Source organism: Escherichia sp. WS2035, assembly GCF_046487065.1.
Classification (GTDB): Bacteria; Pseudomonadota; Gammaproteobacteria; order Enterobacterales; family Enterobacteriaceae; genus Escherichia; species Escherichia coli.
Window position 1 is genome coordinate 25,506 of record NZ_JBJQKD010000007.1, and the last position, 25,117, is coordinate 50,622.

Genomic DNA, 25,117 nt, shown 5'->3' on the forward strand with positions numbered 1-25,117 from the left:
TAAACGCAAAGCTTAACGGTCAGACAGGAGTGAGGCAAGTCTTGATAGTCAAGGGGAAAGAGATGCAGAAAATGAAGCCTTGATCCCTTTTTTCTTCTTTTTGTCTTCTATCAGCGTAGTTAGCCCTCTGGTATGATGAGTCCAACTTTGTTTTGCTGTGTTATGGAAATCTCACTATGGTCATTAAGGCGCAAAGCCCGGCGGGTTTCGCGGAAGAGTACATTATTGAAAGTATCTGGAATAACCGCTTCCCTCCCGGGACTATTTTGCCCGCAGAACGTGAACTTTCAGAATTAATTGGCGTAACGCGTACTACGTTACGTGAAGTGTTACAACGTCTGGCACGAGATGGCTGGTTGACCATTCAACACGGCAAGCCGACGAAGGTGAATAATTTCTGGGAAACCTCTGGTTTAAATATCCTTGAAACACTGGCGCGACTGGACCACGAAAGTGTGCCGCAGCTTATTGATAATTTGCTGTCGGTGCGTACCAATATTTCAACTATTTTTATTCGCACCGCGTTTCGTCAACATCCCGATAAAGCGCAGGAAGTGCTGGCAACCGCTAATGAAGTGGCCGATCACGCCGACGCCTTTGCCGAGCTGGATTACAACATTTTCCGCGGCCTGGCGTTTGCTTCCGGCAACCCGATTTACGGTCTGATCCTTAACGGGATGAAAGGGCTGTATACGCGCATTGGTCGTCACTATTTCGCCAATCCGGAAGCGCGCAGTCTGGCGCTGGGCTTCTATCACAAACTGTCGGCGTTGTGCAGTGAAGGCGCACACGATCAGGTATATGAAACAGTGCGTCGCTATGGGCATGAGAGTGGCGAGATTTGGCACCGGATGCAGAAAAATCTGCCGGGTGATTTAGCCATTCAGGGACGATAATCCCTTCCGTTTAAAAAGCAAACCCCTCAAACGAGGGGTTTTTCGTTGTTTTTACAGATTTCCCATTCTCGGCGGGCAACGTTCCAGCAACTCGATGCTGCCGTCTTCGTTTTGCTGTTCCAGCATCACATCAAATCCCCACAGGCGATGCACATGCTTCAGCACTTCTTTGCGCCCCCGATCCAGCGGTGCGCGATTATGTGGAATGTAACGCAGCGTCAGCGAACGGTCACCGCGCAAATCCACGTTCCAGATCTGAATATTCGGCTCCAGATTACTTAAGTTATATTGCGACGATAACCGGTTACGGATTTCCCGATAACCTTCTTCATTATGAATAGCGGAAATCTCCAGATAATTATGTCGATCATCATCCAGCACGGTGAAGAAGCGGAAATCACGCATCACTTTCGGTGACAGGAACTGGCTGATAAAACTCTCATCTTTGAAATCACGCATCGCGAAATGCAGCGTTTCCAGCCAGTCGGAACCGGCGATATCCGGGAACCAGTATTTGTCTTCTTCCGTCGGCGACTGACAAATCCGTTTAATATCCTGGAACATGGCGAACCCGAGGGCATATGGGTTGATGCCGCTGTACCACGGGCTGTTATAGGGCGGCTGGAAGACCACATTGGTGTGGCTGTGCAAAAACTCCAGCATAAAACGTTCCGTTACTTTCCCTTCATCATACAGATGGTTAAGGATGGTGTAGTGCCAGAAGGTCGCCCAGCCTTCGTTCATCACCTGAGTCTGTTTTTGCGGATAAAAATACTGGCTCACCTTACGCACAATACGCAGGATTTCACGCTGCCATGATTCCAGCAGTGGCGCATTTTTCTCCATAAAATAGAGCAGGTTTTCTTGTGGTTCGGACGGATAGCGGCGCGCTTCAGCAACCGTTTTCTCTTCCTCGCGCTTCGGCAGGGTACGCCAGAGCATATTGACCTGACTTTGCAGATACTCTTCGCGACTCTTCTGCCGGGCTTTCTCTTCTTGCAGCGAGATTTTTTGCGGGCGTTTGTACCGGTCCACGCCGTAGTTCATCAGCGCGTGGCACGAGTCCAGAAGCCGTTCTACTTCATCAACGCCATAACGTTCTTCGCACTCGGTAATATATTTACGGGCAAAAATCAGATAATCGACAATCGAACTGGCGTCGGTCCAGCTACGGAATAAGTAATTGTTTTTGAAGAAAGAGTTATGCCCATAGCAGGCATGAGCCATCACCAACGCTTGCATGGTAATGGTGTTCTCTTCCATCAGGTAAGCGATACACGGGTTAGAGTTAATGACGATTTCATAGGCCAGTCCTTGCTGACCGTGCTTATACAGCCGTTCAGTCTCGATAAACTTTTTACCGAATGACCAGTGCGGATAGTTAATTGGCATGCCGACGCTGGAGTAAGCATCCATCATCTGTTCTGAGGTTATCACTTCAATCTGGTGCGGGTAGGTATCCAGCCGGTAGAGTTTCGCCACCCGGTCTATCTCTGCCAGATAAACATCCAGCAGGTCGAACGTCCAGTCGGGTCCATCGCTCAAACGTGTGGTGTCCTTATTCATAGAATCGATCGTCGCCATACGCGCACCTCATTGTTGTCGGCGCTCTCTGTGTGGAGCACCTCATTTCAAGCATAGAACACCTGTTAAAAACCGCGTCGCCGGAGAATTTTTTTCTTTGCGATTTCTTATTATCAGAGTGCCACTAATCCGCTTCTGAACGGAATTTTATGCTGGATAAAAAGGGCGTTCAGCAGGAGATACTAAAGACGCCATATTGCCGCAGAGTCAGGGAGATGTGAGCCAGCTCACCATAAAAAAGCCGTATGTTGAATAATATTTTCAACTGAGTTATCAAGATGTAATTAGATTATTATTCTTTTACTGTATCTACCGTTATCGGAGTGGCTATGCGAGTTGTCATACTGGGAAGTGGTGTGGTAGGCGTTGCCAGCGCCTGGTACTTAAATCAGGCAGGACATGAGGTCACCGTCATTGATCGGGAGCCGGGGGCCGCCCTGGAAACCAGTGCCGCGAATGCCGGGCAAATCTCCCCCGGATATGCTGCACCGTGGGCGGCACCAGGTGTGCCTTTAAAAGCGATTAAATGGATGTTCCAGCGCCATGCGCCGCTGGCGGTTCGTCTCGACGGTACGCAGTTCCAGTTGAAATGGATGTGGCAAATGTTACGTAACTGCGACACCAGCCACTACATGGAAAACAAAGGGCGGATGGTACGTCTGGCGGAATACAGCCGTGATTGCCTGAAAGCATTGCGCGCCGAAACCAATATTCAGTATGAAGGGCGTCAGGGTGGGACGCTGCAACTGTTCCGTACCGAACAACAGTATGAAAACGCGACCCGCGATATCGCCGTGCTGGAAGATGCTGGCGTACCGTATCAGCTGCTGGAATCCAGCCGCCTGGCGGAAGTGGAGCCCGCGTTGGCAGAAGTAGCGCACAAACTGACGGGCGGCCTGCAACTGCCCAATGATGAAACCGGAGACTGCCAGCTGTTTACCCAGAATCTGGCGCGGATGGCGGAGCAGGCGGGGGTTAAATTCCGCTTTAATACGCCCGTTGACCAACTGCTTTGCGACGGCGAGCAAATCTACGGCGTGAAGTGTGGTGATGAAGTGATTAAGGCCGATGCGTATGTGATGGCGTTTGGTTCTTACTCGACGGCGATGCTCAAAGGCATTGTTGATATTCCGGTGTATCCGCTGAAAGGCTACTCGCTGACCATTCCAATTGCGCAGGAAGATGGTGCGCCGGTATCCACTATTCTTGATGAAACCTACAAAATCGCCATTACCCGTTTCGATAACCGCATTCGTGTCGGCGGAATGGCGGAAATTGTTGGTTTTAACACCGAGCTGTTGCAACCGCGTCGTGAAACGCTGGAGATGGTGGTTCGCGATCTCTATCCACGCGGCGGTCATGTTGATCAGGCGGCTTTCTGGACTGGCCTGCGCCCGATGACGCCAGACGGCACGCCGGTTGTCGGGCGTACACGCTTTAAAAATCTGTGGTTGAATACCGGTCACGGCACGCTCGGCTGGACGATGGCTTGCGGTTCCGGTCAGTTGTTAAGCGATCTGCTCTCGGGGCGCACGCCAGCGATCCCGTATGAAGCTCTAAGCGTAGCGCGCTACAGCCGTGGATTTACGCCATCACGCCCGGGCCATTTACATGGCGCACACAGCTAAGGAAACGAGATGACCCGTCCGATACAGGCCAGCCTCGATCTGCAGGCATTAAAACAGAATCTGTCCATTGTCCGCCAGGCCGCGCCGCACGCGCGCGTCTGGTCGGTGGTAAAAGCGAACGCTTACGGGCACGGTATTGAGCGTATCTGGAGCGCGCTCGGGGCTACCGATGGCTTTGCATTGCTTAACCTGGAAGAGGCAATAACGTTACGTGAGCGCGGCTGGAAAGGACCGATCCTGATGCTGGAAGGATTTTTCCATGCTCAGGATCTGGAGATTTATGACCAGCACCGCCTGACCACCTGCGTACACAGCAACTGGCAGCTCAAAGCACTGCAAAATGCGCGGCTAAAAGCACCGTTGGATATTTATCTTAAAGTGAACAGTGGGATGAATCGGTTGGGCTTCCAGCCCGATCGCGTGCTTACCGTCTGGCAGCAGTTGCGGGCGATGGCGAATGTTGGCGAAATGACCCTGATGTCGCATTTTGCCGAAGCGGAACATCCTGATGGAATTTCCAGCGCGATGGCGCGTATTGAGCAGGCGGCGGAAGGGCTGGAGTGTCGGCGTTCGTTGTCTAATTCGGCGGCGACTCTGTGGCACCAGGAAGCGCATTTTGACTGGGTTCGGCCTGGCATTATTTTGTATGGTGCTTCGCCGTCCGGTCAGTGGCGTGATATCGCCAATACCGGATTACGTCCGGTGATGACGCTAAGCAGTGAGATTATTGGTGTCCAGACGCTAAAAGCGGGCGAGCGTGTGGGCTACGGCGGTCGCTATACTGCGCGCGATGAACAGCGAATCGGCATTGTCGCCGCAGGATACGCCGACGGTTATCCGCGCCACGCGCCTACCGGTACCCCTGTTTTAGTGGACGGCGTTCGCACCATGACGGTGGGGACAGTCTCGATGGATATGCTGGCGGTCGATTTAACGCCTTGCCCGCAAGCGGGTATTGGTACGCCAGTTGAGCTGTGGGGCAAGGAGATCAAAATTGATGATGTCGCCGCCGCTGCCGGAACGGTAGGCTATGAGTTGATGTGCGCGCTGGCGTTACGCGTCCCGGTTGTGACGGTGTAACTTGTTATCGCTGGATGCGACCAGCGTCGTATCCAGCGTTACGAAACACATTAAACTTAAGATTCGGCTTCTTCCTCCGCTACCCGAACACCAATCTTCAACACTTCATTATCTTCTTTCTCGGCCACCGTCCAGATCATCCCGGCAAACTCTACCTGGTCACCGACAACCGGTGCCGCGCCTAACAACTGCTGGACGATTTCACCCAGCGTTTGCTGCTTATCGCGATATTCTCGCCCGTCTTCCAGACCATATATCAGCGCCACATCAGCATATTTGGCGCTGGCTTCGAGAATGAAGTCACCAAAGAAGCGTTGATCCAGCGCGACCGGCGGCGACTGGCTGAACAGTTTACCGAGCGCCGGGAGATCGCGTTCCCGACCAATTACACACAACACATCGCCTTCGCGCAGTCGGGTGCTGCCGGTGGGATGAAGCAACTGGTTATCACGAAACAGTGCCGCAATACGCGTCTCTTTTGGCATATGCAAATCACGCAGTGCCGCGCCCACGCACCATTTATCGGCACTCAATTGATAAACAAACTGCTCCCACGGATTTTCCGGATGAATATCCAGGCCAACGCGTGACACCGGACGTCCCACTGGCGGAACGACCACTTTGGCTTTTTTCGCCGCCCACGAGAGTGATGTTCCCTGCAATAGCAGTGAAACCAGAACCACAAAGAAGGCGACATTAAAGAACAGTCGCGCATTCTCCAGCCCCGCCATCATCGGGAACACAGCCAGAATAATCGGCACCGCGCCGCGTAATCCTACCCAGCTGATAAACACGCGCTCACGCAGATTGAAGCCACGGAACGGTAGCAATCCGGCAAATACCGAAAGAGGACGGGCGAAGAAAATCATCCATGCGGACAAAATGAGCGCCGGAATGGCAATAGGCAGCAGATCGCTTGGGTTAACCAATAGCCCCAGCACCAGGAACATGGCGATTTGCGCCAGCCAGGCGAGGCCGTCGAAATTTTGCAGGATGCCGTAGCGGTTGCGAATCGGCCGATTACCCAGCAGAAAACCGCACAGATAAACAGCCAGAATACCGCTGCCTTCCAGCGCCGTGGTTAAAGCAAAAATTAAAATACCGCCGCTTAATGCCAGCAATGGATATAATCCGGCGGGCAGGGCGATGCGATTAATCATTTGCAGCAGTAAATAACCACCGCCAAGCCCGATGACAATCCCGAGGCCAAATTGCTGCAGAATATCGACCACGAACATCCAGCTGACACTGCTTTCATGCTGCTGGATCATCGCAATCAGAGTAATCGTCAGAAAGACCGCCATTGGATCATTACTGCCGGATTCAATTTCCAGCGTCGAGCCAACACGTTCGTTAAGCCCCTTACCACCCAGCAGAGAAAAGACCGCTGCAGCATCGGTGGAGCCGACGATAGCGCCGATTAATAATCCTTCAATCAAATCAAGATTAAACAGCCACGCCGCCATCATGCCGGTTAAACCAGAGGTGATAAGTACGCCCAGCGTCGCCAGCGACAGTGCCGGTCCTAACGCCACACGAAAGGAACTGGCCTGAGTGCGCATCCCGCCGTCGAGCAAAATAATCGCCAGCGCCAGGTTACTTACCATGTAGGCGAAGGGGTAATTATCAAACGGGATACCGCCGACGCCATCAACCCCCGCCAACATGCCGATCGCCAGAAAAATAACCAGAATAGGAATGCCAAGACGGGAAGAAAATGAACTAAGTAATATACTGCTGGTGACAAGGATGGATCCTAAGATGAAAAGGCTAATTATTGTTGTGGCATCCAACGGTCGGTTACTCCTGATTACGCTGTCTCTGATATAAACCCTACCATATTAGCGGCAGAGACAGCGTTTTACTTAGCCCTGAAGCGTGATTTTTTTACATTTTAAGAACAGGATGACCGCTAATCGTCAACTGAGTGCCTTCCTCGGTGTTATTCAGAATGGCATGTGCGCCCAACGGCAGCGTAACCGTGCGTTGTTCATGACCAAAATCGAGGCCGGTAATGAGTGGAATCGACAGGCGGGAACGCAAAAACGCGTACACTGACTCCAGGTTGTAACCTGCGTCATAATCATTAGGTGTGCTGCCGCTAAAGCTACCGAGAATAATCGCCTTCTGACGTGGCAAAATTCCAGCATGATAGAGCTGCAACAGCATGCGTTCGACGCGGAAAGGGTGCTCGTTAATATCTTCCAGCACCAGAATACCGTTCTCAATTTTTGGCATCCACGGTGTACCAATCAGTGAAATCAGCATCGCAAGATTGCCTCCCCACAGCGTGCCTTCGGTCTGACATGTCGGGCCTTCCCCTTGCCATTCAATGGTGAACGTTTTATTGCGTAACGCCAGCCAGAAGTGGTGCTCGGTAAAGGCATTTAGTTCATCCGCGCCAAAGTTTGCTACCAGCATGGGGCCGCTAAAGGTGATGACATTGCCTTGCGCCAGAAGACCGCACTGAATGGCGGTAAAATCGCTATGTCCGCAAATGAGTAACGGGTCATGTTGTTGGCGAGCCACCAGTGCCTGCCAGTCAATATCTGCCAGTAAACGACTGGCACCGTAACCGCCGCGTACAGCCAGCACGATGGTGTTGGGGGTAGTCAGTCTGGCAAGAGAATTGAGATCTTCCAGACGCTCCGTTTCCGTACCCGCAAAACGCTCACAACGACGGGCAATAACCTCGACGTTATTGACCTGATGCCCCGCGTCGGTAAGGCGCTGGATACCACGCAGCGCGGCGTGCTGTTTAATGCAGTAACCCGATGGGGCAATTAAGTGAAACAGAGACATGGCAATTCCTTGCTGACAACAGAAACGAAATGTATATCATGCCGCTTAGGTGTGCCGTTGTCACCTCAACGGCGATTCCAGGCTATAAGGATAGAAGAAGTGAAATTGAGATGGTTTGCCTTTTTGATTGTGTTATTAGCGGGTTGTTCATCAAAGCATGACTATACGAACCCGCCGTGGAACGCGAAAGTTCCGGTGCAACGTGCGATGCAGTGGATGCCAATAAGCCAGAAAGCCGGTGCAGCCTGGGGCGTCGATCCACAATTGATCACGGCGATTATCGCTATCGAATCGGGTGGTAATCCGAACGCGGTGAGTAAATCGAATGCCATTGGTTTGATGCAGATAAAAGCTTCAACCTCCGGACGTGATGTATATCGTCGTATGGGCTGGAGCGGTGAGCCGACGACCAGCGAGCTGAAAAATCCGGAGCGTAATATTTCAATGGGAGCGGCTTACCTGAATATTCTGGAAACCGGCCCGCTGGCAGGCATTGAAGATCCGAAGGTACTGCAATATGCGCTGGTGGTGTCATACGCTAACGGGGCAGGTGCGCTGCTACGGACTTTCTCGTCAGATCGGAAAAAGGCGATCAGCAAAATCAACGATCTGGATGCTGATGAGTTCCTCGATCACGTAGCGCGAAATCATCCTGCGCCGCAGGCTCCGCGCTATATCTACAAACTTGAGCAGGCACTGGACGCGATGTAAATCAGTCACGCACATTGTCCGCTTTTTTCCGGGCTTCTCGCTCGAGAGAGAAAATAATCCGCTGTAATTGCCGCTCCACCGTCGGGCTGACGTTAAGAAAACGGAAGCTCAGACGGGGAGTGGTGATGGTTTCATTTTTGCCATCAATCACTTTGCGCTCGCTGATGGAGATTAACTGGGCGTCAAAGTGAAAAACACCCCATTGCCCCATGTTGACTTCAATCTGAGCGAAGCGCATGCCTTCGTGTAATTCGGCAGGCTTTGCTGTTTCCAGTAATGCGCCCATGCCGCCTAACGACAAATCATACAGGCGGAAACGTAACGTACTGTTATCCGCCAGTTTGGTCTGGCAAAAATAAGGCGGATGGAGTGGGGCGGTGATGCGGAAATATCGGCGTCGTTGTACAAACCATAAGGTGGGAGGCGGTACGGTAATAAATGCCGGAAGCTGCAAGTATTCACTCTGCTGTAGTTGTTCAACAGTAAACTCGACTTTCGCACCCTGAGTTTCGGCGGTAATGGTAATGTGCTGCGCCTTTAGCACGGCGATGTTGTCTTCGGCCTGGCTGCCGAAATCCAGCACCAGTTTATCCGGAGTTATTGCCAGTATTTTGCTGATCAGCTGCCCGCCATTCCAGCTGATACGCAAAGGAATTGCGGCTTTGTTCAAATCGCGTAACACGCCCAGGACGGCTAACGGATTTTGTTTCAGGAACTGCTCATGGTAATGACTCACGCGGAAAAACTCCTGACTGACAAACTGTCTTTGGTTTATCGGTCGCAGTTAACAAAACTTAATACAAATGCGCGAATATTTTTTACATGTTGTTCTTAAATCAGCCGACATATGCCCAGCATCGATCCCGCCCTTGCCTATACTTAGAGCGTTGACGTAAGCATTTCTTGCGTCCGATTCATCGAAACGAGGGCCTGAACATGGGAATTATTGCCTGGATTATTTTTGGCCTGATAGCCGGCATTATCGCCAAGCTAATCATGCCGGGGCGAGATGGTGGTGGATTTTTCCTGACCTGTATTCTTGGGATAGTCGGTGCGGTGGTCGGCGGCTGGCTGGCGACCATGTTTGGCATTGGCGGCTCCATCAGCGGTTTTAATTTGCACAGCTTCCTGGTGGCGGTGGTGGGCGCTATCCTGGTGCTGGGCGTATTCCGCCTCCTGCGAAGAGAATAAGATTTTCATAAGGCGGATAGCGATACAGATGCCGCTATCCGCTTTCACATCAGAACGTATACTCGATACCTGCCCAGAAATTGCGACCTTCTTCAATAAACCCTTCACTGTAGGCATATTTGGTATCAAACAGGTTATTGACCGACGCATTAACGCTGAAGCCATGACCTAAGGTGTAATCGGCTCGAATGTGAGTCACCGCAAAACCGGCGGCTTTTTGTGAACCGTCACTGTTGCTGTAGCTGGAGGAACGCGCCTCTTCCGACAGCGTTACGCTTAACGGCTCCCACGGTTTGAGAGTCATCCATGCGGTCATTGTCTGCGTTGGCAGATCGGTTATCTTGCCGATGTCTTTGCGTTTGGCATCAGCGTGGATCAGGGCGTAGCTCAATCCTACATCCAGTATATTGCTGATTTTCCCCTTAATACCGGCATCCAGACCGCTGTAATCCACCGTGCCGCTGTTCTGATTTTGAATGGTATCGGCATCGATATTGTGCGAGAGGATGGCATCACTCACCCGGTTATAGTAAACGCTGACCTCAAATCCCCAGTCGTGCGTGAAGGCACCATTCCAGGTTAAATCCACCCCGCGCGCGCGTTCCGGCTTGAGCTGCGGGTTAACAATCGCTATCTGGTTATACGCAGGTTTGGACGTGGTATAGCGTTCTTTCAGCGTCGGAAAGCGTGTGCGGTCATAGTACGAAAGCGCCAGCGTGTCTTCATTGGCAAAGTGGTATTTCCCCATCACCTGCCAGTTAAAAGCTGACTGATTGTTGTCGTCATAATGGGTGATACTGCCATCTTTCTCATGTTTTTTCGCTTCTACGCTATCGCGCCAGTCATAGCTGATTCCAGCCACGACATCGACATTATCGGCAGCAGCCCATTGATATTCACTGGCGAGCGACCAGGTACGATCTTCATAGCGATCGTAAGCGGCGTGCGGCGCACCTTTTTCCCGGTGTACGTCATCTTTCCAGTTAACGGCAAACGACAGCAGATCGTTTTCACGCACATCGGCTGCCAGTTGTAACCCGGCACCGTCGCTGTAATCGGAATAATGGCTGTAGCTGCCTTTTTTATTTTTCAAATCAGCCAGCGAGTTGTACATCATTAGCGTATTTTCAAAGGTGTCGCGATACAGCCGACTTTTCAGGGTAAAACGATCGTTTAGTTGGGTCGTTCCCTGATAATAAAAACTTTCTTTGTCATACTCTGGCCACTGCCAGTAGCGTGATTTCTGACCACTATTTCCACTGTATGGCGGGTTATCTTTTTCACCATCCTGCTTAATGTAAGTCAATGTGTATTCATCGTTTTCGCGTGGTGTAAAACCGAGCTTCACAATGCCGCGTTTATCATCAGCCGATGAATTAATCATCTTGCCGTGTTTGCCTGCAATATCATTATTTACACCATGCGGCAGGCCGAGAAAATCCTGCTTTAGCTGGCTACCGCTGACTTGCAAATACCCCAGATCGCTGCTGGCGGCAAATGAAGCATGCATATCGTAGGCATTGTCCTGGCTACGGCTCCATCCCTGGCGATATCCCAGACTTGCTTCCAGAGGTTTTGTTGGCTTCTGGGTGGTGATATTAATGGCTCCGCCCATCTGATTAGGCCCCTGAAGCAGCGACGAATACCCTTTGGAAACTTCAACTGCCCCCAAATTGTTGGTCAGAATCCGCGCCAGATCGAGGTTGCCGTCATAGGGAACATAAATGGGCACACCGTCGAAATAGACCGGCACCTGACGACTATCAAAGCCACGAACTTTGACCTGTTCTTCGTTGCGGCTACCTGACTTTTGCAGCACCACGCCGGGGACGACACTTAATGCCTGAGCGACATTCTGTTTATCCAGGGCCTTCATGGTGGGTTGATCGAGAACGGTGGTCGTCGTTGATGATACCGGACTGGACCATACGGTCAGCGTGTCACTCTCCTGAGCCGCTACGGCCTGCTGGGTAAAGGCAAGTGATAATGCTGTGCAGAGATAACGTTTTTTGAGTCTCATAGAATAAATTCCGTTTAACAAAGAATTAAATAGAGGCTGCGGGTTGCAGACTGACTTTAATGTCAGCTGGTGTCGCGTAATAAGGCGCGGAGGTAATAAAAAGGCGAATGCCGCAGTCGAGGTAATTTTTGAGTGTTGTCAGATTAATTCCGCCGGTCAGAGCCAGCGTGCAGTGGGGAGCCAGCGACGGTGCTATTTGCGCAATTTCAGTTGCCTGTTGCGGACTAAATTTGTCGAGCTGAAGTACGTCTGGTTGCGCGCGTAACGCGGCGATTGCCTCTTTCGGCGTGTCGGCTTCAACAACTATTTTCTTCTCGGGTGCGTGGCGACGTAACTGATTGATTGCGCCTGACCAGTCCTGATTGTCATGAAGAAAATGGCGGTGGTTGGCAAACAATAATATGGTTTCCGCACATCCGGCACGATGAATCAGTCCTCCGGCAGCCAGAATTGCCTGCGAGGCCAGTAAGCGGGTGCCCGGAATTGCTTTTCGGGTGCAGGCGATATTGCCATCAGGGTAACGTTCACGAAGTAACGCCAGCATTTGAGCGAGATAATCAGAAACACCGCAACTCCACTCCAGCACATTCTGGACTGCCTTCCATCCCTGATGAAGTGCTGCGGCATTACCTTGCGCACGGATTAGCCGCTGACCCGCGTTCGCTTGTGAACCGTCGCTGACCGCGTCATCAATAGTTAATCCCAGCGTAGTTAACATCTTACACGCGACAGAAATGCCGCTGATGCAGCCGCCCTGACGGAGAAAAAACTCTATATAGCCATGCTGGTGTCCAATATTTAATGCTCGCGTGGTCAGGTCACCGCCCTGGATATCTTCCAGCAATAACGCATCGATTTGTGCCTGAGAAAGGAAAATCATCGCAGTGTCTCCTGCGGTACGCTATCCCACCAGATGAGCGCCCAGTCGCGGCTGGCAGGGGCGAGGGCACGAGCATCTTGTTGTTGATACCAGCGATATAACCGCTCACGCTCATCGTCGTTAAGCGCGCCCAGACTCCAGCTGACGTTCTGCTCAAAACGTTCCCAGGTGCTGTTATCCTGTTGGCAATTTTGTCCGCGGATAAAATCAACGTGAGCATAAATTCCCATCTGATACAGGACGTTGAGTGCAAAGATATAGTTGGGTAATTCGATCACTTCCCGACCAGCCGCCCGCTGAATGGCTGGAGAGACGAACGAGGTGCTGACCAGATGAGTCGTATAGACGCGAAGCCGTGCCTGATTATTCAGTTTGCTCATTGCCTGGCGCATATCAGCCACCAGAGTGGAGCGGGAAGCCACGGCAATATCGCAGCGTGGCAGGTCACTCCAGTCCTCTTCCCAGGCGCGCTGGATCCAGTGGACATTGTCTGCCTTTAGCGCGGCGGCACGACGGGCGGCAACGTTCAGCATCCCCTGACTGTAATCAACGCCATAAATCGTCGTGAGTTTGTCCGCCAGCGCCAGCGATACGGTACCCGGTCCGCAGCCCATATCGAATAAGGTTTGCGCGCCTTGCAGGTCAATTTTTGAGGTCAGTTGTTGCAGGTAGCTGTCCGTAGGCGAGGCGCAATTTTCCGCCATTTTTTCCGCCCGTTGATCCCAGTGATCCGGCGTTTTTTCTGTGCGATGGGCCAGCCTGAGTTGCTGAAGGTAAAGGTCTGCAAAATCAATATCGTCAATGAGCATGATTTTTCCTTAGTGCTTAATTGCAGAGAGGTGATGGTGAATCTGGTCGGCAGAAACCCGGTACAGGGCAGCCAGTTTTTTCGTTGTTAACTGTTCGGTCGGTAAGCCTTGTGTTACTCGTCCATCTGGCTCTACCTGGATAATGCTGTCGGCAATGGCGTTTGCATGGAGCGGATGATGAGTCGACATTAACATTGTCATGCCGTTATTTTTGAGCTGCGCCAGCGTGTCCAGAAGTTGGATCTGATGACCGAAATCGAGGCTGGAGGCAGGCTCATCCAGTAATAACAAGCGCGGTTGCTGGACGAGTGCACGGGCGATTAAAGCCAGCTGACGTTCACCGCCGCTAAGCGTATTCCAGCGTCGTGTCGCCAGATGCAAAATGCCCAGCTTTTCCAGTTGCTCCGTTGCTTTCAGGCGTTCTTGCTTACCGGGAACGGAAAAAGCGCCTATGGTGGGGGCCAGGCCCATCAACACCATATCCAGCACACTAAAAGCAAAAATGCCGTCGTGCGCCTGCGGCACCCAGGCAATAGCCTGCGCGCGCTGGCGATGGCTGAGTGTCTGCACAGGGAGGCTATCCAGTAAGATCTCGCCTTTTAATAACGGTATAACGCCAAGAATGGAGCGCATGAGTGTGGTTTTGCCGCAACCATTGGCTCCTAACAGACAACAAATTGTTCCTTGCGACAGGGTGAAGGACACGTCGCGTAGCACCGGATGGCGGGAGTAACCCAGAGACGCATGACGGACGGCAAGCAAAGTCACTGGCGACCTCCGCGTAACAACAAAAACAGGAAAAACGGTGCACCAACAAAAGCGGTCAGAATGCCAAGTGGGATTTCTGTTGTTCCAATGCTGCGTGCCAGCGTATCGGTAAGCAGGAGCAGAATCGCGCCAGTACACATTGCCATGGGCAACAGCTGCTGATGGTTATGACCGGTCAACAAGCGGGCAATGTGCGGAACGACCAGGCCGACCCAACCAATTATGCCTGCTATTGCTACCGTGCTGGCGGTGATGAGTGTGGCGCAGACAATCAATCCAAAGCGCAGACGTGTCACGTTCAGTCCCAGCGAACGGGCTTCGTCGTCGGAAAGCGTGAGTAAATTCATGCGCCAGCGGAGAAAAAACAGGGGCAAGGAGCCTATGAGAATGATCGGTGCAGCATAGCAGAGATCGCGTAAGGTCACGGTGGACAGCCCCCCCAGCAACCAGAAGGTAATTGACGGTAACTGGGTGTAAGGATCGGCCAGCGTTTTTATTAGCGATATCCCCGCTCCGCACAACGTTCCTAACGCAATGCCTACCAGCACCAGGGTTAAGATCGGATCGTGGCGGGTCACCCGACGCGTAATCAACCAGACGCCCGCGACCACCATCAGCCCGCCGCAAAATGCGTACAGCTGGATGTAAACAATGGATAATCCCCACAGGATTGCCGCGCAGGCACCAAGTCCGGCACCGGCGGAGACGCCTAAAATATCCGGTGACACTAAGGGATTACGGAACATTCCCTGATAGGTGGTTCCGGCCCCTGCCAGCGCCGCGCCCAGAAACAGCGCAGCAAGAATACGCGGCACGCGGATTTGCCAGAAGACAATTTGTTCCTGCACAGGAACATTTTCTTGACGAAGAATGAGCGCCAGCAGTTGCTGCATATCGAGATGATAAGCCCCACTTACGGCGGCAAAAGTGATACTGATAGCTGCCAGCAGCAAAATACATCCGTTTACGGTTCTCATTAGCTCGCCACCAATTTTTGATAGTCGGCGTCACTGAGTGAACAATGCCAGAACAGTTGGGCGTAATGCTGCATGTCACTTTTAAACTGGCGATTGATGGCGGGATCCAGCCAGGCGTGAAGTCTGCGTAATCCCAGAAGACGGTTGATTCCCGGCGGGGCATCCAGCCAGCCAAAGGGCAGGCCACTTAAAAATAAGATGCGTTGTTCCGCAACCGCTTTCACGCCCTGCCAGAGAGGATCACGACGAATAAAATCTGCAGTAACGGCCTCCTGAACCAGAATAATATCCGGCTGCCAGCGCAGGAGATTTTCCATGGAAACCTGTGTCAGACCGTGGCGATCGGCTATTTGCGCGACGTTGTGCAAACCTAATAATTCCGCCGCCTCGGTATGCAACGAACCCTGTAAGCCCGTTTCCAGCCCTCGAGGACCGCGCGCAGCATAAAAGCTGAGATTAGCGGCGGGTGAGGTGGCGAATGCCTGAGCTTCACCAACGAAGCGGCTGGCGAGATTGGCTTGTTCTGCGGCGCGGTGCTCTTCGCCTAACGTTTTGCCAAGCGTTGTTAACTGTTCTGCTGATTGTTCCAGTTTCCCGTTAAGCAATAACCAGGGTATTTGTGTCTGTTCGCTAACCTGCCGTGCCTGGGAGATCCAGGTTTCATCCGTATTGCCGCAATCAACGACCAAATCGGGATGTAACGCCATAAGCCCTTCCAGCGAGAGTGTGCTGGCGCGCCCGGCGAGTCGTCCCAGCCTGGGGAACTGGCGAATGTGCTCTGGCAATGGAATTAATGCCTGACGGGCAAAATCAAAAGAGGAAAAACCGACCATTTTTTCTGGCGCGACAGCCAGCAATAGTAAATCGGCGGGCGCGCCTGCGCTGACGATGCGTGTAATGTGTTGGGCTTCGGGAAGCGTCAGTGAGGCCCAGAATTTGACTGATTGTGCAAAGGACGGCAGATGATGCAGGAACAATGTCGACGCAAGAATCTGTGTAAACCTCCGTCTGGTTAGTGACATAAGTAATATCCTGATAATTAAAACCGCTATATACTTACACATATAGCGAAAAAGATCATGTTTGATGTCAAAATTTGTCTAAAGAGACAGAATGATTTGCTTGTTTCTTAAATAACACTTTGTTCCACAAGAAAATTGTCAGGGAGAATGGGGAGTGGGGGAAAATATAAATAGAGGTGTGATGATTAACAAGTTGATAAAATAAAATTAAAATCTTCTCTAATAAAAGAAAATAAAGGCATAGACCGTAGAAAGAGTGGTATTTCGTGATGAAGAAAGAGCAATGCCAATTTTATGCACGTAATGGCATTGCTCGATATACAGTAAAGTTAAGGCGTAGGTTCCGCCTCTTTTTGTTTTAGCGGCTGTGTTGTTGATTCACTGAGTGGACGCGTCGCCGGAACATTGTCACACGGTTGCTCTTTCGGGCAGATCAAATCCAGCATTTTCAGCGTCACGCCATTGGTCCAGCCAAAGCCATCCTGTAATGGATATTCGCCACCGCCGCCCCCTGTTCCGGTGGTGCTGACATCATATTTTTCCACCAGCTTTTTCTCCCGGTCATAGGTGTGCTGAACATTGGTCAGGAAGTGCCAGCTAATGTCCATCGCTACCTCTTTTTGCCCGTAGTTTTGTAATCCTTCTGTCGCGACCCACTGCAACGGCGCCCAGCCGTTTGGCGCATCCCATTGTTGCCCACTTTTCACCGACGTGGTGTTCAGGCCGCCTGGTTGCAGCAGATGTGTTTTCGTCGCCGTCGCCATTTTGCTGGCGCGATCTTTCGCTGCCGCATTGACGTACAGCGGGAACAGGGCGGCCGCGGTTAACTGATTGCGCACTTTATGACTTTTCAGGTCGTAATCGGCATACCAGCTTTGTTGATCGTTCCACAGGTATTTTTCGATCCCTTTTTGACGGGCATTTGCCAGCGTTTCGTACTGGTTTGCCATCGCGTTATCTCCGATAGCTTTGCTGGCGCGGGCGAGGATTTTTTCCATTTTGAACATCAAGCTGTTCAGATCGACCGGTACGATGCTGGTGGTGCGTAAGGTGTTTAACTGCTGCGGATTGTCCATCCAGCGCGAGCTGAAATCCCAGCCAGACGCAGCGGCAGAGCGCAGGTCGCGGTAAATTTCAGTGGCAGGTCGATTCGGATTGCTTTTGGCAGTGGCAATATCTTCCACCCATGACTCTGGTCGTGGCGTATCGCGATCGTCCCAGTAGCGGTTGAGAAGGGTACCATCCTGAAGTTTTACAACGCGTTTTTCCTGTTGTCCGGCTTGCAGGTTTTCAACACCGTCCATCCAGTAAGCATATTCTTTTTGCATTTGCGGCAGGTATTGTTTCAACGCGGCGTCGCCTTCATGCTGCGCCAGTAACTCTACCATCAGGGCAAAGAAGGGCGGTTGCGAGCGGCTTAAATAGTAACTGCGGTTGCCGTTGGGAATATGACCGTAAGTGTCTATTTCATGAGCAAAATTGGCCACCATATCCGCGACTTTATCCCAGTGACCGCTTTCGGCAAGTCCTAACATGGTGAAGTAACTGTCCCAGTAATATACCTCGCGAAAACGTCCGCCTGGCACGACATAAGGCTTTGGCAGCGGTAATAGAGAATCCCATTTTTCGGTGTTTTCGGTAGAACGCGTTAATACCGGCCAAAGTCCGTCAATATGTTCGCGCAGTGATTGCCCCTCTGGCGGAACATATTTCTCGCCCTCTTTCGGCAGGGTGAAATTGACGTTAACGAAATGGCGTAGATCAAATCCGCTCTGGTTTTGCTGCATCCGATAATCAGCAAGGATCATCAGCGGATCGCTGTTCGGCACGGCATCGGCAAAGGTTTTTTGGTCCGGAAAAAGTTTGGCGTTTTGCACATCATTAAACAGCGGCCCTAATAAAATATCAGGCGGTTGTGGTGTTACCGATGTTTCTTCTGCCTGCACCGATAGCGCAGCGAAACACAAAAAGATGCAGGCTGGAATTAACGCCATTTTTTGCGGGCGAGAAGGTGCGGGGGATTTCATCAATCATTCTCCTTTGGCGAAACCGAATAAAACGGTATTCAAGTATCAGAAAACCTTAGTTCAGGATCGCACTAGCTGCATGATCGAAATCACATTCTGCGAACTGACAGACATTTTAGAAAAGGGAATTAAAGGGATAAATAACGGCGAAATAGAGTGATAAAATAACATCTGTTTATTCGTCAGCCAGCGACGTTGGGTTCGCGATTAGCGAAGAAAAATCATCATAATTTGGTGAAAAATATAACAGGTAGTTAAAAAACATCAGTGCAGAGTAAATTGCCGGATGACATCAGAATGATGCCATCCGAACGGTGGTTTAACCCTGACGGTTGAAACGTTGCGTTTTAACGTCCAGCGTTAGCGTTTCTTCTGGTTGTATCGCATACAGTTTCTCACCCTGCTGGCAAATCCAGCCAATTCCCAGTTCACGGGCGATTAGGGCACTGTGGGATAGCGGAGTTCCGGCGCTAAGGCAGATACCTTTTACAACCGCTGGATCCAGTTGCAGTACTGTGGAGGGATAAATGTTCTCCGCCAGTAGAATAGTTGGCGAGTTAAACTGCGGGAGTTCTTCTTTCGTTTGGGTCAGGTGGACCAGGGTGCGATGCAGAAGATCGTCCACATCGATATAGCGAGCCTGTAGATATTCATCATCCAGCTGTTGGTATTGCTGGCTAAGTTCTTTAAGAACTTGCTGCCAGGCATATTCCGCCGTGCAATGTTCATGCTGAAGGAGTTCGCTTGCCGCCGCCTGCAGTTCCGGATCATCTAACAGTGTATGGTGACCAGAAAAGATTGCGGCAATATCGTCAAGCCCGCTGGTTTCTGCTTTCGCTGTTAACGTCATCAGATCTAATAACGTGAAGTCAATGGCCTGGCGTAATCGTTCTTGTTCTTCTTCCACGGTCAGGGTTGATTTTGCCTGTACCGTACATAAAACAGGTTGATAATAAAAGGCTTTACCCGAAACAGGCGGAACGGGACGCAGAGTAGGTGGAGCAACTTCCTCCGTTTCACCAAAGTTATCTTCAGCCAACTGACGGAAAGCGATCAGTGCCTCTTCAGCTTCTGGTCCTTTCGCAATCAGGCGCAGCGTATCGTTATAGCGAACTTGTAGTAACGCAATCTGGTTAATACTCTCCGGTGTAACGCATTTGCCGTTTTTCTCCAGCAACATATCGGCATTAAATGTCGATAAGGTATAAACCAGCCGGGAGGCCGGACGTACATGCAGGCCGTTACGGTTTTTTATGACCACCGCCAGAGAACGGGCTTCTTCATCGTACGGAGGACATGTGTCAGAGATTTCAGTGTCGGAGGACGGTAAACCCAGTTGTTCACGTTTGGCTTCCAGCGCATGCATGGCGTCAAAGATAACTTTGTCGATATCCGCCCCCGAGGCCGCGCTGACCGTTGCTGCCAGTGTACCTTCGACCAACGGCGCAGCACACAAACGTACTTTTGCGGCGATCTCGGGAGCCAGCAATTCCAGCGCAGTTTCAGCACTCAATAATGCGCTACCCATATCCATCATGACCAGCACATGGTCGGCATCGGCAACAGATTCGATGGCCTCCATCACTTTGACGGCATCGGTACCAATGGGATTTTGTGGATCGTCAATTCCCGCGGCAATGGCGATTTTACAATTATCACTCATTAACATCTGACGGGCTAATTCACCGACACCTTCTCCCAGTCGGCTGCTATGTGAAACTATGACCAGGTTTACCATCACCAATTCCTTACTCTTTTGCGGCTAACGCCAACATTTGCATCATAAACATCACCGAGGTCGCGCCGGGATCCTGGTGACCAATACTGCGTTCACCGAGATAACTGGCGCGGCCTTTGCGGGCTTGCATCGTAATCGTACTTTGTGCAGCGGATTCGGCGATGCTACTGGCAGCGTCGAGCGCCGCCGGAACAGAGAGATTTTGCTCGCAGGACTGACGTAACGATTCCACCACCGGCACCCACACATCACACATGGTTTTATCGCCAGGTTCGGCTTTCCCGCGACTGATTACGCCGTCCGCGCCATCGCGGAACATCTGATAAAGCTCTTCCAGCGTCAGGCTTTGCCGTGCCTGGGTTGTCTGTGCGGCGCGGATAAAGAAGGTACCGAACAGCGGACCACTGGCACCTCCGACGCTGGAAAGTAGCGTCATGCCGGTATTCTTGAGAATGAAACCGATATCTTTATCTGCGATAGCAGGGAGTTTTTCCACCACTTTGCCAAAGCCTCGGTTCATATTTAGCCCGTGGTCAGCGTCGCCAATCTCGCGATCCAGTCCAGTAAGATACTCGCTCTCGGTGCTGAAAATATCGCCACAACGAGTGAGCCAGTTAACAATTTGAGTTCTGCTCAGTGACATTGCTTTCTCCTTATTTACCCCAGTTAAGGGCCGGGGTGTGGACCGGGGCGTCCCAGAGTGCCAGCGTTTCGTCATCAACTTTCAGTAAGGTGATTGAGAAACCGGTCATATCCAGTGAGGTGCAGTACGCGCCAATTAAATTACGTTCGATAGTCAATCCCGCTTGCTGGCAACGTGTGGTCAGGCGGTTATAGACGCCGTACAGCTCAGAAAGCGGAGTTGCGCCAAGATTGTTAACCAGCGCAATCACCCGATCGCCAGACTGGAGCGGTTGTTTGGTTTGTGGTTCTTCCTGCCAGCTGCCTTGTTGATAATCCCATAAACGCAAAGTGCGATGGTATGAGCCATTTTCCAGCAGGGTGTCGAACATTTCATCGACGGTTTGATCAAGGGAAGAGAAGGGGCGGCGGTCAATACCTGGCTCACCATGAATGCCGACGCCAAACTCCATCTCATTATCCGCCAGGGTAAAAGAAGGTTTGCCCGCGGCAGGAACGGTACAGGCACCGAGAGCGATACCTATTGAGTGGCCTTGATTATTCAACTTACGCCCCAGTTCCGCACAGGCGTCCAGTGAGTCGCCACGCTCCGCCGCTGCACCTACGAGTTTTTCAATTAATACGGTGTTGGCAACGCCGCGTCGCCCGGCGGTATAAAGACTGTCTTTTACTGCAACGTCGTCATCAATGACCACAGTGGTCACTTTTACGCCGCTATCGTGCAGTAACTCGGTTGCTGTTTCGAAGTTAAGAATATCGCCGGTGTAATTTTTGATAATCAACAGTACACCTTCGCCGCCATCAATTTGCATGGCGCATTCAAAGATTTTATCGGGCGTCGGTGAGGTGAAAATTTCGCCCGGACAGGCCCCCGAAAGCATCCCCTGACCGATATAACCACAATGCATCGGCTCGTGTCCGCTGCCGCCACCCGACAGCAGGGCGACTTTTCCTGCAACGGGGGCATCAGCTCGGGTGACATACACCGGATCCTGATGCAGTGTCAGCGATGGATGCGCTTTCGCTAGTCCTGCCAGTTGTTCGTCCAGTACGTCTTGCACATCATTGATCAATTTTTTCATTATTTTGCTCCAGCAATTACGGTAGGGCATGGATGATGTTCAACGACACGGCGACCACTGACTGCCGATGAATCCATTGTGCATCAGGCAAGGGAAAAGAAAATTAGCCCAAATTATGTTTCATAGTGAAACATATGCTTTAATGAGTGTTCCATATTGAAACTTTTACGTGTATTAATACTTAAAATTGCGAGCCGGAACACCTTTTGTCATAAGGGATGCGGGATATGAGTGGCGCTTTTAACAACGATGGTCGGGGCATATCTCCCTTAATTGCAACCTCCTGGGAGAGATGCAATAAGCTGATGAAACGGGAGACATGGAACGTACCACACCAGGCCCAGGGCGTGACATTTGCTTCTATTTATCGGCGTAAGAAAGCGATGCTGACGCTCGGGCAGGCTGCGCTGGAAGATGCCTGGGAATATATGGCACCGCGAGAGTGTGCGTTGCTTATCCTCGATGAAACCGCCTGCATTCTCAGCCGTAATGGCGATCCGCAAACCTTGCAGCAGCTAAGTGTACTGGGATTCAATGACGGCACGTATTGCGCCGAGGGAATTATTGGTACTTGTGCGCTATCGTTAGCGGCTATCTCTGGTCAGGCCGTGAAAACGATGGCCGATCAACATTTCAAACAGGCACTCTGGAACTGGGCCTTTTGCGCAACGCCGTTGTTTGACAGCAAGGGCCGATTGACGGGAACAATAGCGCTGGCGTGTCCGGTTGAGCAAACTACCGCAGCTGATTTGCCGTTGACGTTGGCAATCGCACGCGAGGTCGGAAATTTACTGCTGACGGACAGTTTGCTCGCTGAAACTAACCGTCATTTAAATCAACTTAATGCCCTGTTAGAAAGTATGGATGATGGCGTGATTAGCTGGGACGAGCAGGGTAATTTGCAATTTATCAACGCCCAGGCGGCGCGAGTCTTGCGCCTTGACGCGACGGCAAGTCAGGGAAGGGCAATCACTGAACTCTTAACGTTACCCGCCGTATTGCAACAAGCAATAAAACAGGCACATCCGCTCAAACACGTAGAAGCAACCTTTGAAAGTCAGCATCAGTTTATTGATGCGGTGATAACCCTTAAACCGATAATAGAAACGCAGGGAACCAGCTTTATTTTATTGCTCCATCCTGTGGAACAGATGCGGCAGTTAATGACCAGTCAATTAGGAAAAGTCAGCCATACCTTCGCTCATATGCCACAGGACGATCCGCAAACCCGCCGCTTGATTCATTTTGGTCGCCAGGCGGCGCGCAGTAGCTTTCCTGTCCTGCTTTGTGGAGAAGAGGGCGTGGGCAAGGCACTGCTAAGTCAGGCAATTCATAATGAAAGCGAGCGTGCAGCGGGGCCTTATATCGCCGTCAATTGTGAGTTATATGGTGATGCGGCGCTGGCGGAAGAATTTATTGGTGGCGATCGCACGGATAATGAAAATGGCCGTCTGAGTCGGCTGGAACTGGCGCACGGCGGCACGCTGTTTCTTGAAAAGATTGAATATCTGGCGGTGGAGTTACAGTCTGCTTTGCTTCAGGTTATCAAGCAGGGTGTTATCACGCGACTGGATGCGCGGCGTTTAATACCCATTGATGTCAAAGTGATTGCCACAACGACCGCGGACCTCGCAATGCTGGTGGAACAAAATCGTTTTAGTCGCCAGCTGTATTACGCGCTGCATGCATTTGAAATTACCATCCCGCCACTGCGTATGCGGCGTGGCAGCATTCCGGCGCTGGTGAATAACAAATTACGCAGCCTTGAAAAACGCTTCTCTACGCGGCTGAAAATTGATGACGATGCCCTCGCTCGCCTGGTTTCCTGTGCATGGCCTGGCAACGATTTTGAACTTTACAGCGTCATCGAGAATCTTGCTCTGAGTAGTGATAATGGGCGCATTCGCGTCAGTGATTTGCCGGAACATCTGTTTACCGAGCAGGCGACAGATGATGTCAGCGCCACCCGCCTTTCCACCAGTCTGTCATTTGCGGAAGTTGAAAAAGAGGCAATTATTAACGCAGCCCAAGTCACAGGCGGTCGCATTCAGGAAATGTCGGCTTTACTTGGAATCGGCCGCACTACGCTGTGGCGGAAAATGAAGCAACATGGCATTGATGCAGGGCAGTTTAAGCGCCGTGGATAGCGGGAGAGTATGTACTTTCCCGCTATGAATTACTAATTAATAGCGACCATGACTGCCGTGATTTGGTCCACCATTTGAAGGTGGCATTGGCTTACCGGAGGGCGCAGGACCACGAGGGCCATCGCTGTGGCGGTGATGATGGTGGGGAACACAAGCACTCAACAGGCTTGCAAAGACAATTGCTAACAGGCTGAAGGTAAATGTTTTTTTCATGACAAACTCTTGAACGGTTAATGCACTGTGATTGTTATCACATAAAAGCTGCATTGTTAATATTGTCAGGAGTCTGATTATGAGTTTTGGTAACTCAGAATTGAAAGAAGACGCGTAGCAGGCGTAAAAAAGCCATTACGTGCAACTCACATAATGGCTCGTTATTAACCGCCAGAGTAGTATTAGCGGAATTAGACGTTGAATTGTAATTTTTGCTGTATCTGATTGAAATTTATACTACATTTAATGATATATTTTTTTTGTACTCATGTTCGTACTCATTTTGGAGTTAGCTCGCATTCGTAATGCGAAGGGCGTAGGTTCTACTCCTCTCAGCAAGGATACTGCCGGCAGAATCCTTCATGAGGCTGGAATGCTCAAAAAGTCCACCAGCGTGGAGGGATGGCTGATACGTATGCCACGGCTGAGACACCTCAAGCATGCACGTCCCTGGGCTTATACGCTGTTGTTTACTCCGGTATCTGAAACGGAAACCGGAGAAGAATAAAAAAACACGTAAATATGAAAACTGTTAGCCCACATAGCCCAACAAAAATATTTGATAGTTAACCTTCTGTTACTAAAGAAAACAGGAAAGTAAAAGTGGGCTAAAGCTTATGCGCCCTCGATGTTGGGCTAGCCCCAAAAACGGTAAATTTAGCTTAAGTGCATAATTGGTTAGCTCAAAAGCATTATTTTTCATTTAAATAAATTAGTTAATTGGTCTTGTTTAGATGATTCAACTGGGCTGACTACTTTCTTTGTATATACTCCGGATAAATTTTCCCAGCTAACTTGCCTAATCATCACTCTGATGCCAGAAATGAACAGAACGCAAACCATCTATAACTTATTGAGGATTTTGAAAAAAATTGATTGGGGGCTTGAGTTATATGATGA

The 25,117-nt window shown here is 51.0% G+C and carries 21 protein-coding genes; 6 read left to right on the forward strand and 15 right to left on the reverse strand.

Features of this window, described 5'->3' with window-relative positions; all coding sequences use genetic code 11:
• Nucleotides 1-176: 176 nt before the first annotated feature.
• Nucleotides 177-896 carry a fatty acid metabolism transcriptional regulator FadR gene (gene fadR / locus ACJHX4_RS13135; protein WP_000234823.1) on the forward strand — a complete coding sequence of 240 codons (720 nt, stop codon included), beginning with the start codon at nt 177-179 and terminating at the stop codon, nt 894-896.
• Nucleotides 897-947: 51 nt separating this feature from the next.
• Here fadR and ACJHX4_RS13140 read toward each other — a convergent pair whose 3' ends face one another.
• Nucleotides 948-2,480, reverse strand: coding sequence for a SpoVR family protein (locus ACJHX4_RS13140; RefSeq protein ID WP_000190854.1), 1,533 nt, complete (start codon nt 2,478-2,480; stop codon nt 948-950).
• Between the two features lie 329 nt (nt 2,481-2,809).
• On the opposite strand from ACJHX4_RS13140, the gene dadA reads away from it, so the two are divergent.
• Nucleotides 2,810-4,108, forward strand: a complete 1,299-nt coding sequence (dadA, locus tag ACJHX4_RS13145; protein WP_001266905.1) for a D-amino acid dehydrogenase — start codon at nt 2,810-2,812, stop codon at nt 4,106-4,108.
• Between the two features lie 9 nt (nt 4,109-4,117).
• Entirely contained in the window at nt 4,118-5,188 is a 1,071-nt protein-coding gene (gene dadX / locus ACJHX4_RS13150) for a catabolic alanine racemase DadX (protein WP_000197847.1), read from the forward strand.
• Nucleotides 5,189-5,244: 56 nt separating this feature from the next.
• On the opposite strand, the gene ACJHX4_RS13155 is transcribed toward dadX, so the two are convergent.
• Together ACJHX4_RS13155 and ldcA are read right to left on the reverse strand one after the other, a co-directional pair.
• On the reverse strand, nt 5,245-6,981 hold the full coding sequence (locus ACJHX4_RS13155) for a potassium/proton antiporter (RefSeq protein WP_000340206.1): 1,737 nt from the start codon (nt 6,979-6,981) through the stop codon (nt 5,245-5,247).
• Nucleotides 6,982-7,075: 94 nt separating this feature from the next.
• Nucleotides 7,076-7,990, reverse strand: coding sequence for a muramoyltetrapeptide carboxypeptidase (ldcA, locus tag ACJHX4_RS13160; protein WP_000051565.1), 915 nt, complete (start codon nt 7,988-7,990; stop codon nt 7,076-7,078).
• Between the two features lie 99 nt (nt 7,991-8,089).
• Between ldcA and emtA the strand changes: the two genes are divergently transcribed.
• Entirely contained in the window at nt 8,090-8,701 is a 612-nt protein-coding gene (gene emtA / locus ACJHX4_RS13165) for a membrane-bound lytic murein transglycosylase EmtA (RefSeq protein ID WP_001295994.1), read from the forward strand.
• A gap of 1 nt (nt 8,702) precedes the next feature.
• Here the strand turns inward: emtA and ACJHX4_RS13170 are convergent, their stop codons facing one another.
• Nucleotides 8,703-9,437 carry a flagellar brake protein gene (locus tag ACJHX4_RS13170; protein WP_000020178.1) on the reverse strand — a complete coding sequence of 245 codons (735 nt, stop codon included), beginning with the start codon at nt 9,435-9,437 and terminating at the stop codon, nt 8,703-8,705.
• 200 nt (nt 9,438-9,637) lie between these two features.
• Here ACJHX4_RS13170 and ACJHX4_RS13175 point away from each other — a divergent pair, with 200 nt between their 5' ends.
• Nucleotides 9,638-9,892: a GlsB/YeaQ/YmgE family stress response membrane protein gene (locus tag ACJHX4_RS13175; protein ID WP_000511315.1), complete on the forward strand. Its 255-nt coding sequence runs from the start codon at nt 9,638-9,640 to the stop codon at nt 9,890-9,892.
• Between the two features lie 49 nt (nt 9,893-9,941).
• Here ACJHX4_RS13175 and ACJHX4_RS13180 read toward each other — a convergent pair whose 3' ends face one another.
• From ACJHX4_RS13180 to dhaK, 10 genes are all read right to left on the reverse strand, one after another.
• Nucleotides 9,942-11,912: a TonB-dependent receptor plug domain-containing protein gene (locus ACJHX4_RS13180; RefSeq protein WP_001295995.1), complete on the reverse strand. Its 1,971-nt coding sequence runs from the start codon at nt 11,910-11,912 to the stop codon at nt 9,942-9,944.
• A gap of 25 nt (nt 11,913-11,937) precedes the next feature.
• A complete protein-coding gene (gene modD, locus ACJHX4_RS13185) occupies nt 11,938-12,792 on the reverse strand; it encodes a ModD protein (protein WP_000576824.1) in 855 nt (284 codons plus the stop codon).
• Nucleotides 12,789-13,601, reverse strand: coding sequence for a class I SAM-dependent methyltransferase (locus ACJHX4_RS13190; protein ID WP_000904011.1), 813 nt, complete (start codon nt 13,599-13,601; stop codon nt 12,789-12,791). The genes modD and ACJHX4_RS13190 overlap by 4 nt, the downstream gene beginning before the upstream one ends.
• A gap of 9 nt (nt 13,602-13,610) precedes the next feature.
• Nucleotides 13,611-14,369, reverse strand: a complete 759-nt coding sequence (locus ACJHX4_RS13195; RefSeq protein ID WP_000173310.1) for an ABC transporter ATP-binding protein — start codon at nt 14,367-14,369, stop codon at nt 13,611-13,613.
• Entirely contained in the window at nt 14,366-15,346 is a 981-nt protein-coding gene (locus ACJHX4_RS13200; RefSeq protein ID WP_001261263.1) for a FecCD family ABC transporter permease, read from the reverse strand. Before ACJHX4_RS13200 ends, ACJHX4_RS13195 begins: the two co-directional genes overlap by 4 nt.
• On the reverse strand, nt 15,346-16,368 hold the full coding sequence (locus ACJHX4_RS13205; RefSeq protein ID WP_000060128.1) for an iron ABC transporter substrate-binding protein: 1,023 nt from the start codon (nt 16,366-16,368) through the stop codon (nt 15,346-15,348). The genes ACJHX4_RS13200 and ACJHX4_RS13205 overlap by 1 nt, the downstream gene beginning before the upstream one ends.
• Nucleotides 16,369-16,697: 329 nt before the next feature.
• Entirely contained in the window at nt 16,698-18,395 is a 1,698-nt protein-coding gene (treA, locus tag ACJHX4_RS13210) for an alpha,alpha-trehalase (RefSeq protein ID WP_000841745.1), read from the reverse strand.
• 319 nt (nt 18,396-18,714) lie between these two features.
• On the reverse strand, nt 18,715-20,133 hold the full coding sequence (gene dhaM, locus ACJHX4_RS13215) for a dihydroxyacetone kinase phosphoryl donor subunit DhaM (protein WP_001295996.1): 1,419 nt from the start codon (nt 20,131-20,133) through the stop codon (nt 18,715-18,717).
• 10 nt (nt 20,134-20,143) lie between these two features.
• The gene (gene dhaL, locus ACJHX4_RS13220) at nt 20,144-20,776 is read right to left on the reverse strand and encodes a dihydroxyacetone kinase subunit DhaL (protein WP_001295997.1); all 633 of its coding nucleotides are present in this window, start codon (nt 20,774-20,776) and stop codon (nt 20,144-20,146) included.
• 10 nt (nt 20,777-20,786) lie between these two features.
• Complete coding sequence (gene dhaK / locus ACJHX4_RS13225; RefSeq protein ID WP_000733698.1) at nt 20,787-21,857, reverse strand: dihydroxyacetone kinase subunit DhaK; 1,071 nt, start codon at nt 21,855-21,857, stop codon at nt 20,787-20,789.
• Between the two features lie 227 nt (nt 21,858-22,084).
• On the opposite strand from dhaK, the gene dhaR reads away from it, so the two are divergent.
• Nucleotides 22,085-24,004, forward strand: a complete 1,920-nt coding sequence (gene dhaR / locus ACJHX4_RS13230; RefSeq protein ID WP_001295998.1) for a dihydroxyacetone kinase operon transcriptional regulator DhaR — start codon at nt 22,085-22,087, stop codon at nt 24,002-24,004.
• A 36-nt stretch (nt 24,005-24,040) separates the two neighbouring features.
• Here dhaR and ACJHX4_RS13235 read toward each other — a convergent pair whose 3' ends face one another.
• Nucleotides 24,041-24,217 carry a hypothetical protein gene (locus ACJHX4_RS13235; protein WP_001311636.1) on the reverse strand — a complete coding sequence of 59 codons (177 nt, stop codon included), beginning with the start codon at nt 24,215-24,217 and terminating at the stop codon, nt 24,041-24,043.
• Nucleotides 24,218-25,117: the final 900 nt, after the last annotated feature.